The sequence below is a fragment of the Neisseria sicca genome, assembly GCF_017753665.1.
GTDB lineage: Bacteria > Pseudomonadota > Gammaproteobacteria > Burkholderiales > Neisseriaceae > Neisseria > Neisseria flava.
This window is the reverse complement of record NZ_CP072524.1, coordinates 1,539,956-1,554,390: the sequence shown is the minus strand read 5'-3', so window position 1 is coordinate 1,554,390 and position 14,435 is coordinate 1,539,956. Positions and strand designations below refer to the sequence as shown.

The 14,435-nt window shown below is 50.2% G+C and carries 9 protein-coding genes; 7 read left to right on the top strand and 2 right to left on the bottom strand.

Features of this window, described 5'->3' with window-relative positions:
• Nucleotides 1-58: 58 nt before the first annotated feature.
• Nucleotides 59-1,384 (bottom strand): DUF445 domain-containing protein, encoded by a 1,326-nt coding sequence (locus J7445_RS07330; protein WP_107976827.1) that lies wholly within the window; start codon nucleotides 1,382-1,384, stop codon nucleotides 59-61.
• A 270-nt stretch (nucleotides 1,385-1,654) separates the two neighbouring features.
• Complete coding sequence (locus J7445_RS07325) at nucleotides 1,655-2,335, bottom strand: sulfite exporter TauE/SafE family protein (protein ID WP_070538698.1); 681 nt, start codon at nucleotides 2,333-2,335, stop codon at nucleotides 1,655-1,657.
• Between the two features lie 447 nt (nucleotides 2,336-2,782).
• Here J7445_RS07325 and J7445_RS07320 point away from each other — a divergent pair, with 447 nt between their 5' ends.
• The 7 genes from J7445_RS07320 (at nucleotide 2,783) to J7445_RS07290 (ending at nucleotide 14,345) form a co-directional block, all read left to right on the top strand.
• Nucleotides 2,783-5,968 carry a TonB-dependent receptor domain-containing protein gene (locus J7445_RS07320; protein WP_070538697.1) on the top strand — a complete coding sequence of 1,062 codons (3,186 nt, stop codon included), beginning with the start codon at nucleotides 2,783-2,785 and terminating at the stop codon, nucleotides 5,966-5,968.
• 132 nt (nucleotides 5,969-6,100) lie between these two features.
• Nucleotides 6,101-6,964 (top strand): Slam-dependent surface lipoprotein, encoded by an 864-nt coding sequence (locus J7445_RS07315; protein WP_070538696.1) that lies wholly within the window; start codon nucleotides 6,101-6,103, stop codon nucleotides 6,962-6,964.
• 326 nt (nucleotides 6,965-7,290) lie between these two features.
• On the top strand, nucleotides 7,291-8,757 hold the full coding sequence (locus tag J7445_RS07310) for a surface lipoprotein assembly modifier (RefSeq protein WP_070538695.1): 1,467 nt from the start codon (nucleotides 7,291-7,293) through the stop codon (nucleotides 8,755-8,757).
• A 225-nt stretch (nucleotides 8,758-8,982) separates the two neighbouring features.
• Nucleotides 8,983-10,755 carry a DNA primase gene (gene dnaG / locus J7445_RS07305; protein ID WP_049229715.1) on the top strand — a complete coding sequence of 591 codons (1,773 nt, stop codon included), beginning with the start codon at nucleotides 8,983-8,985 and terminating at the stop codon, nucleotides 10,753-10,755.
• Between the two features lie 220 nt (nucleotides 10,756-10,975).
• Nucleotides 10,976-12,925, top strand: a complete 1,950-nt coding sequence (rpoD, locus tag J7445_RS07300) for an RNA polymerase sigma factor RpoD (RefSeq protein WP_209282869.1) — start codon at nucleotides 10,976-10,978, stop codon at nucleotides 12,923-12,925.
• 359 nt (nucleotides 12,926-13,284) lie between these two features.
• Complete coding sequence (locus J7445_RS07295) at nucleotides 13,285-13,635, top strand: helix-turn-helix domain-containing protein (RefSeq protein ID WP_244969462.1); 351 nt, start codon at nucleotides 13,285-13,287, stop codon at nucleotides 13,633-13,635.
• Nucleotides 13,539-14,345, top strand: coding sequence for an IS3 family transposase (locus tag J7445_RS07290; RefSeq protein WP_209282868.1), 807 nt, complete (start codon nucleotides 13,539-13,541; stop codon nucleotides 14,343-14,345). The genes J7445_RS07295 and J7445_RS07290 overlap by 97 nt, the downstream gene beginning before the upstream one ends.
• Nucleotides 14,346-14,435: the final 90 nt, after the last annotated feature.

Here is a 14,435-nt window from a genome sequence, read left to right as displayed (position 1 = left end):
AAACGGGAACGGGTAAGGTGTGGAGTTAAGGGAGAGAATTATATACTTTTTGTTTTGGTTAACTATATCCCGCCAGCCATAGCGATACCGTATAAATCACCAGTCCGACCAGTCCGCCGACGAGCGTTCCGTTGATGCGGATATATTGCAAATCCTTGCCCACGCTCAATTCCAGTTTTTCCACCATCAGGCGGCTGTCCCAGCCTTTGACTTTGTCCGCGACAAATAAAGCGGCTTTATCTTTATAACGCATCACAAAATCCCGAACCAAAAGCGAAATCCGTATATCCGCCCGCCGCATAAATTGCGGGTATGCCTGAGCTTGCGAACGCATATGATTCAGCAGCTTTTCCAGTTGCGCTTGGCACAAAGAGTCTTGTTTTTCCACATCTTCCCGCGCCCAGTCTAAAATGCCGCACCATAAGGTCATGATTTGACGTTGCAGGGCGGGCGATTGCGCGAGCTGTTTTTTGAATTTGTCCAGGCGGCGGTGCCACAGGCGCGATGTGGTCAGGCGTTCGGTCAGTTCGTCGTATTGCACCAAGAATTGTCGGCGCAGCGCGTTGTCCTGCTTGTCCGCAGTTGCCAAATAGCCGTCTATCCATGCCAACGCTTTTTCTGCCGCCCAATCATCGACTTTTTCCACCAAGGTCGATTTCACCGCCGCTTTGAGCCTGTCCCACGTTCCGGGATTGCCGCCTTCGATTTTCGCCGCCCACTCTCGCAGGTTCTGCTCCAACATTTCGCGGGTTTCCGGTGTTTTCAGCCAACGCCGAATCTGACGGAGCAGGCTTTCAAACGCTTTTTCGTGCATCCCTTGCGCTTTCAACAGCCGCAAACCGTCGGCAAGCGTGTTGCCGATTTGTTCGCCGCTGTAACGCTCTTCCAGCAGCATCGTTGTGAAACGCGCTGTCTGTTCCGGTTTGGCGATGGCAAGCAGCGTCGGAATCTGTTTGGAAAGCCACGGCAGCCAATGCGATTTCACGTCTTCGCCGTCCAACCATTTCAATAATTTATCGCTGGGCTGCGCTTGATAAATGCGCATGGCGATGGGTTTGCCCTGCAAAAAATTATGTTCGATAAACCGTCCCAGTTCATCGCCGATACGCGCCTGATTGCGCGGCAAAATTGCGGTATGGGGAATCGGCAGTCCGAGAGGTCGTCTGAAAAGCGCGGTGACGGCAAACCAGTCCGCCAGCGCACCCACCATCGCGGCTTCGGCAAACGCTTTGACAAATCCCAACCAAGGATATTGGCGCACATAAACGGCGGAGACTGCAAACAGCCCGCACGCAAGAAGCAGCAAGCCCGTCGCCCAACGTCTGCTTTTTGCCAACTTTTTGCGCGCTTCATTTAAGCGGACTTGTTCTGAAAGGGTGTGCATTTCTATTCCTGTCTTTTTTGTCTTTAGAGGATTGCGAATAGATTGATTACTTTTTAATCAGCTGAAAATATTCAATAGGTTTCAAAATATTATCCAAGTTTTCCACAGAATGCACACATCAATCCGAATGCGGGTTGTGGGCAATATTTTGTATTGCCTATTTTTTAATCATAATATTTTTATTTTGGAAAATCAAAAGGGAAGGAGAGTTGTTCACAGGCTGTTCACATGATTCTGTGGTATGGCTGTGTACAGGTTTTCAGACGACCTTTATGCCGTCCAGCCTGAAACCGAAACCCAAAGCCGCCACAAGGCCCAAGCCGCCACCGTCAACCCTGCCAACAGGCGGATGCTGCGTTTTTGCAAAAGCGTTTTCAACTGCGCCGCAAAGATACCCATCGCCAAAAGATTAGGCAGCGTGCCGAGTGCAAAAGCCAACATATATAAAGCGCCGTGAACCGCGCTGCCGCTGCCCAAGGCGTAAAGCGACGCGCTGTAAACCAGACCGCACGGCAGCCAGCCCCAGAGCACCCCTACGCCGAAACAGGCTGGGACGGAACGGATAGGCAAAAGCTTGTTTAAAAACGGATTCAGCCGCTTCCATATCGGTTTGCCGATGCGCTCGATACGCGTTGCCGCCGTCGAAATCCCCGCCAGATAAAGCCCTAAAAGCAACAGCAGGATGTTTGCCGCGATATACAGCCCCTGCTGCAACACGCGGGTGTCATCCAAAGAAATCCCTGCCTGCCCGATCAGACCGACTAGGAAGCCGATGAGGACATAGCTGCTTACACGTCCCAAGTTCAACAGAACAATCAATCCGAAACGGTTTAGGTTGGGTGGAAGCTGCAAGGCAAATGCGCTGCTTAACCCGCCGCACATTCCGACGCAGTGGCCGCCGCCGAAAAAACCGAGCAGAAACAGAGTGAGGAAGGTAAGGTTTTCGTCCATATCAGATATATTTGAAATTGTTATCAGGCTGTTTCGTATTGTATCAATAACGGAGGAATGAGGATAAGAAAGGATGGAATAGGGACGAATTATTGCGAATCCGTTTGGAAAGGTCGTCTGAAAATCGCTTTGCCTTGATTGGACGGCATCGGATTTTCAGACGACCTTTAGACTGCCCGATATTTATAAAGCTTTATTTTGAGGAAAATAATTTGATTTCATTTGAAAACAAAATGTTAAACAATTCGAATATTTCTGAACAGGATACCGAAGAAGCAAGTAAATGTTTGCATATTATCGAGATTCGGTTAAAATTATCAAAAACTATATAAATAATAATCAAAATCATTAAATATCATTCAATCTATTTGCGGCAAAACCTTTCCGAGGTCGTCCGAACATTTTCAGACGACGCTGTCTGACATTCCGCCACACAAGGAATCCGTTATGAAGCCAGTCAAAGTCAACACTCTTGCCGCCTGCATCGCCGCCATCGGTTTCTCTCCCATCATTTATGCTGCCGATAATACGCCGACCGTCATTCTCGATACCGTTACCGTCAAAGGCACACGCAATAAAGACGAAATCGGTAAAAACCGGGTTTATACCCGTGAAGTCGTCAATCTTTACAAGAGCAAAAACGAAGTCGAAACCTTCAAAGGCAACACCGTATCCGATCTTTTGAGCGGCATGTCCGGCGTGTACAGTGGCGACGCGCGCAACAGCGGCGCGCTGGATCCCAATATACGTGGCGTACAGGGACAGGGACGGATTCCCGTTACCATCGACGGCACGGAGCAGGCGATTACCGTCTGGCGCGGCTACGCAGGCGCAAATAACCGCAACTACGTCGACCCCAACATCATCAGCAGCGTTTCCATCGAAAAAGGCCCCTCGTTCAGCCGTGATATGAAAAGCGGCATAGGCGGCTCCGTCGCCTTGAAGACCATCGATGCCGACGATATTGTCCCCGAAGGGCAGAAATACGGATTTGAAGTGAAGGCGGAGGCTTCCAATAATTCCATTAAACAACGTGCCAATGTCTATGAAAAATCGGTCGATTATCGGACATTGGATGCGCCTGCTGTCGCACTTGGCGGTATTTGGCGGGCGATGTTGGACGATACCGACCGAATCGACCAGCGTTTCAACGGACGCAATAAATTTGGGAAGGATAAAGCCTACCGCATTGCCGCCGCCACCAAGCAGGACAATTTCGATGCCATGCTTGCCTATGCCTACCGCAGTAAAGGCAATTATTTTTCCGGTAAAAAAGGGGCGGAGCGCTACGGCTATATCGGTCCTTGGACAATGGAAACGGTAAATGAATTAAACAGGCGGATTGCAGATGCCGCTGCAAGAGGCGAAAAATTTTACGGTAGTGAAAATATGTTAGGTTCACCTGACATTGCCAAGATCGGACTTTTTTATCATCCGGGCGGAGAGGTAACCAATACTTCGCTCGAAACCAAATCATGGGTAGGTAAAACCACCTTCCGTCTGCCGAACCATCAGACTCTTAAATTCGGCCTACGCCATACTGATGCGATTTTTGGCGAAATCATGCCTTCCCGCGTTATCGGTCCGATTTATGCCACGCCGGAAAACTTGAATAAGATTGCAGAATGGCCGAGGGCATGGGTCAAGCAGCGTTCCTACAATATCGATTATGCGTGGAAGCCCGAGGGCAGCCGCTGGATAGATTTGAACGCATCATTGTGGACGACCCGTACCAAATCCAAAACCAATACAGCAGGCGGTTCGCCCGGCGATGCCGTGTATCAAGACAGGGTAGATAATCTGTCTTCATGGAAAACTACTATGAATCGATGGCATACCTATGACGAAGAAACCAAGAGAATAATTGAAGAAGCAGGTTACACAAAAAAACCGGATGTCGTCGAACAGCTTCCGAATACAAACGGACGCTTCAATACCATAGAGGGCAATGCCTACTATGCCAACAATACCCGCAACGGTTTCAATTTTTCCAACCGTATGAAATTGCACGATAAGCTGACGCTGACCTTAATGGGTGATTTCCAAAATGAAAAATTGAGATCCCGTAATGAGTTTGCCGAAGAGTTGCGTAATGAGGGAAGGGACAAATACCCCGAAGAAGTGGAAGAAGACAAGATCCGAGCCAATTATGAGTTGACCAATTTCGGAGAACCGCGCAACGGTAGGCGTAGGGAATGGAATTTCGGTTTCAATTTCCGGTATCAGCCGCTGAACTGGCTGACACTGACGGCAGGTGCGCGCTATACCAACTTCAAAATACAAGATAACAGTGAGCGTTTGAAAACGGGAATAGACAGTTGGGGGCAGCCTTTGATGATGAATCGTGGGATGGCTTACAAGCTGACACGTGTGGCTACCGAGCAGGAATATCGTGATTATCTGAATGCGGTTAACAATGACGAATTCAATGCGGCAAGAGACCGTGTCGTAATAGATGAAAGAGGGGTGGCAATATTAAATCCCACTCCCCAGGATGATGAAAACAGACCAAGGCTGGACAAGCTGGAATACTATTGGCTTAAGGACGATAAAGGCCGTTTGAATCCGAGTACAAATCCGATTTTCTCTACACCTGGTTTGGTTACACCTGCGGTTAACCCCGCATACGATCCAAATAACCCTGACAGTCCCCGTATGGTGTTGCCATATAAAATGCTTGATGGGGATAATTATCTGACTCCGATTACACCTGCGGAGTTGCAGCGCGCCCGAAAACAGGGCGGTAGCGGGTGGGCTCCAGCTTTTTCCGCGACCGTCAATTTTACCGATTATGCCCGCGCCTATCTGCGCTATACCGAAACCCTGCGCTTTCCCAGCATTTTTGAGGGGACATACGGCTTCTCGACAGCGGCAGGCTCATTCGCCCGTTACGGCTACGGCTGGAAGCCCGAACACGCAAAAAACTGGGAGATCGGCTATATTCATGATTTGACAGGGTTGTTTCCGAAAATGAAAAGTGCGGATTTCCGCATCAACTACTTCCACAACAAAACAAAAAACGTCATCGACCGCGACTACAATCTCGAGTTTGAGCAGTTCGACAAATTATTGAGGACAGGCGTGGAATTGCAGACGCGTTTCGATACTGGAAAATTTTTTGGCGGATTGGGCGTGCTGAGGACATTGAAAAACTGGATGTGTGATGATTCTTATGCATACAGGGATATTGATGTTGTAACAAAATATCTTCAAGAAGGAAAATTAATCAAACATCCAACCTGTAATCATGGCAGCATCACTGACGGTTATCTTGCTACGGCGATTCAACCCCGCTGGTCTATCGATGCAGATTTGGGCGGGCGATTCTTTAGCAATAAACTGGAAAGCGGCGTCCGTTTCCATTTCCACAGTAGGGTTTATCAAAACCGCAGGGCGATTTTTCAGGCATATCACGACCAAGCAGGTAATGGAAAACAGGCAGACCCCGACTATATGAGATGGCAGCCTGTCGCTACATGGGATGCCTATCTGCGCTACAAAATCGGCAAGAACCTAACCGCCGAACTGGTTGGAACGAATTTGGGCAATCGCTATTATCTTGACCCAATCAATCCTACCCATATGCCCGCGCCGGGTAGAACCATCAGAATAGGGATTACAGGCAAGTTCTAATATAAAAAGGAACTATTATCATTACGAATATTTATGGTATGATAGTTATGCCTGAGAAAGAAATCTTCCATATAGTTTATTTGGTGATTCTTTTTTGGGAGAATTTTCAATTATTTGACAAAGGATTTAAAAATGAAAATGAATTCATTTGCAATTGCTATCTTTGCATTGTCTTCTGTTTCTGTTGCGTATGCTGCTAATCCGGCAAGTGGTAAAACTGTTGCGAATAATGCAGCAAATGTACGTCATCTGGAAACAACAGTAGAAAATTCGGGTAAATATGTCGGTAAGGCTGCTATCAATATTGCCGATAATACTCTTAAGGATACAGTGAAGAAGAAATATGCGAACAATGAACCAGTATCATTTGAGCAAATTAACGCGGTTCGCAACAATCCTATGGTTAAATTGTTCTATCCTACGATTGTTACTAAGGATAAAAATGGGGTAACGGTAGCAAACCTGTACCGTATGACTGGTGGCGCGTGGAATTATATCCCCATGCCTGACCATTCCCAATTAGGCCGTCTGACTTACGCTCAAGTCGGCAATTTAGATGTCTATTTCGGTGATTGGTCTAATGTTGCACCTGGTGCGGCTGTCGGTACAAAAGGTACGAATTACACCGCCTTCTATAGCGGCACGGGCCGAACCACCAATCTGCCGACCACGGGTACTGCCACTTATACGGTTAAGGGTATCAACCAATATCATACGCAAAATACAGCCCTCTTAAACGGTACGCTGAGAGCCGATTTCGGTAAGCGGACGCTGAACGGTGAAATGAAACGCGCAGGTTTGAATGTTGCCATCAACAATGCCACGATTAATACGGCGCAGGCTTCCTTCTTCGGTAAAGCTACGGCAAACAAAGTAGCCGGTACGACCCACGGTCATTTCTTCGGCAACCAAGGCGCGGCGATTGCTGGCGTGGCTGATTTTGGCCAAAACCATGCCTATAACACTGCCTTTGGCGGTACGAAAACCGGCAAATAATGAATCATAATGCGATAAGGCGGACGGTTTTTGTCGTTCCCCATTCCGTTCGCCTATAAAACACAAATCCGACACACAATGCACATCGTACAGGGCCGTTCGGAAATATCGGGCTTCGCAATGCGTTTAAGCCGGTATTTTCCGAATGGCCCGTGAGTTTGAAGGCGTGCTGTTTCGATGGGCTTGAGAAGCTCATTTTTCAGACGACCCGGCAGGGGCTTTCATGCAAATAAACAATGTTCTTGCCCGGTAAAGATGAAATATAAGTTTTTCTTTGAAAAGGTCGTCTGAAAAACAAAGCCGCCCGATACACAGGAAAGAATCTTATGAAACGCCTTTTGCTCCTTCCTTTTTTTATCAGCCTGCTGCCCCATGCGTTTGCCGACGACAGGGAAGACCGCTTCATGCAGCTCAAACAGGGAACGGAACTCCGCCGCGCGCAGCAGGAAAGGAACGAAGCGGACAATACGGCGATTGAGTTCGGCGCGGGAGAAGTGCAGGACGGCGAAGATTTGGCGTTGTCGCTGATGAAGGCGGTCAATGCGCAAAACGAGGAAGAAACGGCGCGGCTGTTAGACATTTACCGCCGTCAAGATGATTACGACCCCGATATAGTGCTGTTTGCCGAGGCCAATCAGGCGGTGTTCCGCGACGATTTGAAGGCCGCGCTGGCGAAATACCGCGAGCTTTACCGCAAAAATCCCGAATTTCTGCGCGGCCGCCTGGATTTGGCGCGGCTGCTGTTTATAGACAAACAAAACAAAGAATCGGCGGCATTGTTCGACGGTATTGATATTCCCGAAGTGCCCGCCGTCAATGAGAAAATCAAAGTGTTTGCCGACGCTTTGAAGAAACGCGATGCGTGGAGCGGTTCGGTTTCGTTCGGCGCGGGTTACAACACCAACTTAAACCAGTCGTCGGGCGCGACGGTTGTCCGCAATCAGACAAGCTGCGGTTTCGATTCCAACGGGCAGCCGATTCTGGACGGCGACGGAATGCTGTCCTGCCGCAACGAACAGCTTGACGCCTACGCGCCCGATGCGTTGAAAAACCGGATGTGGGTATATGAAGCCAACTTAAGCAGACGCATTTCGCTCAACGGCCACCACGGCCTGCAACTGGGCGGCTACGCATGGGGCCGGCTCTATCCCGGCAATAAAGAATACGGCGAACACAATATCAACGTCAGCCCCGCTTACAGTTTTCAGAGCAAAGACCATTCCTTCAGTGTCGGCCCGCAGGTGCAATACGAATGGTCGGGCGGCAAACTGCGCGACAGCAGCGCCGGCATCAGCACGGCATACAGCCGCACCTTTTCCGACCAAGCCTCGCTGGGCGTGCAGCTCGACCACAAATACGACCGCTACCGCGGCGAATTAAAACATTTCAACGGCCCGCAGACGCTTCTGTTCACCACCGCCATCTACGCCCTGCCGAAAGACTGGCTGGTATTCGGCGGCTACGACTACCTGCGCAAAAACAGTCGCGAAAAAGTGGATTCCTACCGCCGGCACGGCCTGCGCGCGGGTGTCAACAAACGTTTCGAATCCGGCATCGACGCCACCTTTCAGGCAATCTGGCGCAAAACAGCCTATCAGGACTACCATGCCTGGCTGGAAACCCGCCGCCGTGATTTCGAACGCACCTACCAGTTGGACATCAAATTCGACCACCCTTTCCTCCGCGGCATTACGCCCGTCTTAAGCATCAAGCACACCGACAACAAAAGCTCGTCCTGGTTGAACCGCTACAAACGCAATGAATTTACCGTCAAAGCAGAATACAGGTTTTGAGCCCTCGAGGTCGTCTGAAAACGAATTTTCAGACGACCTCGAAGGTTTGTGTTGCATAAGCGGCCAGCTAAGGAGTCGGTTTTGTAAGAGTGCTATTTTTATCCCGAATACACGTTATAATACGAACCTTGTTTTTAAACCGATTTGAGATTCTGTTTTCAGACGACCTTTAAGATAAAAGGTCGTCTGAAAACGTTTGTCCTGTCCATACGCATCCGCCGAACTATGATTCCATCCGATTTCATTGACGAGCTTCTGGCCAAAGTCGATATTGTCGATATTATCGACGAGCAGGTTCCGCTGAAGAAGGGCGGGGCGAACTATATGGCTTGTTGTCCGTTCCACAAGGAAAAGACGCCGTCGTTTTCGGTTAGTCCGACCAAGCAGTTTTATCATTGTTTCAGTTGCGGGGCGCATGGTTCGGCGATTGGTTTTGTGATGGAACATCAGGGGCTGTCGTTTCCAGAGGCGGTGCAGTTTCTTGCCGACCGCGTGGGCATGGTCGTGCCTAAAGTGCGCGGGCAGAACGATAATCCTGAAGTCCGTGCCGAACGTAAGAAAAAGCAGCAGACGCTGGAGGAAACGACGGCAGCGGCTGCGGATTTTTACGCGCAACAGTTGAAATTCAATCCGGCGGCGAAGGCGTATTTGGACAAACGCGGTTTGAGCGCGGAAGTCATTGCGCATTATGGTTTGGGCTACGCGCCCGACGGCTGGCAGCCTTTGGCGCAGGTGTTCCAACCGTACCCGAATACTGCGTTGGTGGATACGGGGATGGTGATTGACAATGAGGGGCGGCATTATGACCGATTCCGTCATCGGATTATGTTCCCCATCCGCAATCCGCGCGGGCAGGTGATTGGTTTTGGTGGCAGGGTGTTGGACGACTCGAAACCGAAATATTTGAACTCTCCTGATACGCCTTTGTTTGATAAGGGGAAAAACCTTTACGGTTTGTATGAAGGACGTGCTGCGGTCAAAGAAGCAGGGCGGATTTTGGTGGTCGAAGGTTATATGGATGTGGTCGCGCTGGCGCAGTTTGGCGTGGGCTACGGCGTAGCGGCTTTGGGTACGGCGACGACGGCGGAACACGTCAAAATCCTGATGCGGCAGGCGGACAGTATTTATTTCTGTTTCGACGGCGACAGCGCGGGACGGAAAGCGGCTTGGCGCGCGCTGGAAAACGCGTTGCCGCAGTTGAAAGACGACAAATCGCTGCATTTTTTGTTCTTACCCGAAGAACACGACCCCGACAGCTACATCCGCGCCTACGGAAAAGCGCAATTTGAAGATGCGCTGTTGAATCAAAGTAAGCCCTTGTCGGAATATTTCTGGGAACATCTTTCAGACGACCTCAATCTCAATACGCAGGAAGGTAAGGCGGAATTGGTGAAAACCAGTTCTCCGCTTTTGGCGCAAATTACCGCGCCGGCATTGGCTTATTTATTGAAACAACGACTGAGCGAGCTGGTCGGCATCGATCCCGACAATCTCGCCCAACTGCTCGGGCAGGAAGCGCCGAAGCGGCACGTCAAACAAAAAAGCTACAAACTGCCTCCGATTTCCGTCAAACAGCCGGTCATGCTGACGCTGGTGCAACGGCAAATCCGCAGCCTCTTGATAAATCCGGATTGGGCTGCATATATAGACCTGCCCGATTATTTGGCATTGGACGGCGATTTCGCCTGCCTTGCCAATCTTGCCGAAACCATTAAAAGCCATGCCGCCGTACCCGCTACCGCGCAGGTTTTAGAGTATATGCGCGGTTCTCCTTACGAAGAAACCGTGAACCAAATCTTCCAATCGACACTCTATTCTGAAGAAATGGAAGGCGGAGGCGAAGAAGACCGCGAAAACTTCCAAATCGGCATGAAGAAACTCCTTAACGAGTTAAAATACCAACAAATCGAAACTCTCAAGCAGAAAAGCCTGCAATCGGGTTTGAATGAAAATGAAAAAAAACTCTTGCTGTCGCTTTTGACGGCAAAGCAAAATTGAACGAACGGCAATCCCAGCCGAATCCAGCAACCTTCAGGCCGTCAGAAAAGCATTGTCCCAAGCTGCGAATATGATCCCGCAGAACACCCGTTCCAAAGAGCTTTCAGACGACCTCAGAGTTACAATCCAAAAGATTGACTTTAAATCGGTTGTAACTCTGTTCCGCCTTCAGGTGCATCATGCAAACCGTCGGCACACCATCAGATCAAGAAAGTAATCCATGTCTAAAGACCAAAATCACGAAGACTATCAAGAACAGGACGACAACCGTCCGCTGACCCTTGAAGAGCAGCGCGCCCGCCTGCGCCAGCTCATCATTATGGGTAAGGAACGCGGCTACATCACTTATTCCGAAATCAACGACGCCTTGCCCGACGATATGTCCGATGCGGATCAAATCGACAACATCGTTAGCATGATTTCCGGCTTGGGTATCCAAGTGACCGAGCAGGCGCCTGATGCGGAAGACATTTTGTTGAGCGACAACGCCGCCGCCGTAACCGACGACGATGCCGTTGCCGAAGCCGAAGCCGCCTTGTCCAGCGCGGACTCCGAGTTCGGCAGAACCACCGATCCCGTGCGTATGTATATGCGCGAAATGGGGCAGGTTGACCTGCTGACCCGCGAAGACGAAATCATCATCGCCAAAAAAATCGAAAACGCCCTGAAGAACATGGTGCAGGCGATTTCCGCCTGTCCGGGTTCTATCGCTGAAATCCTCGAGCTGATCGAGCAAATCCGCAAGGATGAAATCCGCGTGGACGAAGTGGTCGAAGCCATCATCGACCCGAACGAAGTGTTGCTCAACGAATTGGGCTTGGGACACTTGGAAAGCGCGTCAAACGACGACAATTCCGGCAGCAGCGACGAAGATGAAGAGGATGAAGACGAAGATGACGACGATTCCGGCAGCGATGCCGAAGCCATGTCCGCCGCCCATCTTGCCGAATTGAAGCAAAAAGTGCTGGATCATTTCGCCTTCATCGAAAGCGAATACGGCAAGATGATTAAAAAGCTGGAAAAACACGACAGCCGCCACCCCGATTATTTGGCACACCGCGACGCCATCGCCAACAAGCTCTTGGAAGTCCGCTTCGCCACCCGCCAAATCGAAAGCCTCAGCGGCAACCTTCGCAGCCGTGTCGAAAACATCCGCAAGCTTGAACGCGAAATCCGCGACATCTGCCTTGACCGCGTCCATATGGAACGCGACTACTTCATCCAAAACTTCCTGCCCGAAATCACCAACCTGAAATGGGTAGAAGAAGAAGTCGCCAAAGGCAGGGTCTGGAGCGACGCACTCGACCGCTTCCGCCACGCCATCCTCGAAAAACAAACCGAGTTGGCGAACATGGAAAAAGAAACCCGCATTTCCATCGAAGAGCTGAAAGACATCAATAAAAACATGGTGTCGAGTGAAAAAGAAACCGCAGCCGCCAAGCAGGAAATGATTCAGGCAAACTTGCGCCTGGTGATTTCCATCGCCAAAAAATACACCAACCGAGGTTTGCAGTTCCTTGATTTGATTCAAGAAGGCAACATCGGCTTGATGAAGGCGGTCGACAAGTTCGAATACCGCCGCGGCTACAAATTCTCCACCTACGCGACATGGTGGATCCGCCAAGCGATTACCCGCTCGATTGCCGACCAGGCGCGCACCATCCGTATTCCGGTGCACATGATTGAAACCATCAACAAGATGAACCGCATCTCCCGCCAGTATCTGCAAGAAACCGGCGAAGAGCCCGATTCCGCCAAACTCGCCGAGTTGATGGAAATGCCGGAAGACAAAATCCGCAAAATCATGAAAATCGCCAAAGAGCCGATTTCGATGGAAACCCCGATCGGCGACGACGACGATTCGCACTTGGGCGACTTCATCGAGGATGCCAACAACGTCGCCCCTGCAGACGCCGCGATGTACACCAGCCTGCACGAAGTCACCAAAGAAATCCTCGAAAGCCTGACACCGCGCGAAGCCAAAGTCCTGCGTATGCGTTTCGGTATCGACATGAATACCGACCACACGCTCGAAGAAGTCGGCAAACAGTTTGACGTAACCCGCGAACGTATCCGTCAAATCGAAGCCAAAGCCCTGCGCAAACTGCGTCATCCGACCCGCAGCGACCGCCTCAGAAGCTTCCTCGACAGCGAAGACAGCAAATTGTAAAATAAAAAACCGCAGGTTCCATACCTGCGGTTTTTTATGGGTAAGAGGTCGTCTGAAATAGTGATTGTACGTTTTCAGACGACCTTTTGTGTTCATTACACTATGCTTGCTTAAAACCCATAGCGTGGGCTTTGCCCGCGAATAATAGGGAAAGTTTCAGCAGTTTTTTTGCTTATTATCTTCAGTTCTTTTACTCATCATCTTCGTGGGCAAAGCCCACGCTACAAGACTATCATTCTTGAATGGGCTGGCAATCAAAACATGGTTGCAAAAAAGGTCGTCTGAAAACCGGTTTTCCTGTTTTGAACTGCACCCCAAAAGTTGGACATCCCCTCCAACTCACAAGGTGCAGTTTTTTTATGAGCAAATATACATTACACTTCAAATACCAAGCCGTACTCCACTACCTGCACATACGCAGCCAACAGCGTACCGCAGACCACTACGGCATTTCCCGAACCCACCTGCGGCGATGGATACGCGCCTATCAGGAAGGCGGCATCGGCGCACTCGAACATCCACAATCCAAAACCATGACCGACCACCGCAAAAACCCCTTCATCGCCGACAAACCCGACAACGAAAAAACACAGGCAGAGCTTATCGAAGAGTTGTGCTATATGCGCGCAAAGGTCGCCTACCTAAAGGAGTTGAAAGCCCTCAGCCAAAAGCGGACCGAAAAGGACAAAGCCAAACCGTCCAAGCACTGAGGGCGCAACACCCGCTCAAATACCTGCTGCACATCGCAAACCTGCCCAAAAGCAGCTTTTACTACTATCACCAAGACCGACCCGACCCCGATGAAGCCGACAAAGCCCTCCTTGTCGAAACCTACCGACGACATAAAGGACGCTACGGGCAAAGGCGCATTGCCGCAGCATTGGATTGGAACCGCAAAAAAGTGGCGCGGCTGATGAAGCAGCTAGGACTGAAAGCCCTCATACGGGCGAAAAAAGCCTACCGCCATCCCGCCATGGGCGAAATATCGGAACACCTCCTCAAACGCCGGTTCAAAGCCCAAAAGCCCAACGAAAAATGGCTGACCGACGTGACCGAACTCAAAGGGAGCGACGGCAAACTGTACCTCTCGCCAATCTTGGACTTGTTCAACCGAGAAATCGTCGCCTACGCCATGAGCCGCAATGCTAACAGCGAAATGGTGAAGGAAATGCTCGAAAAAGCCGCACCCCGTCTGACTGATAAGGGAACGATGCTGCATTCCGACCAGGGTGTGCTGTACCGTACGGCGGGGTATAGGGAATTGCTTGCGGAGCATTCCATGGTTCAAAGCATGTCGCGAAAGGCGAACTGCTGGGACAATGCGCCGATGGAAAGCTTCTTTGCGGTGTTGAAGACGGAGTGTTTCTATAACGCAGGAGAATTGACGGTGGACGAATTGATGAAGCAGATAGATGACTGAGACCTTTGCAAAAAAGCCCTTTCCCCGACAGCCGAAACCCAAACACAGGTTTTCGGCTGTTTCTGCCACTAATTGCTCCTGATTTTACCC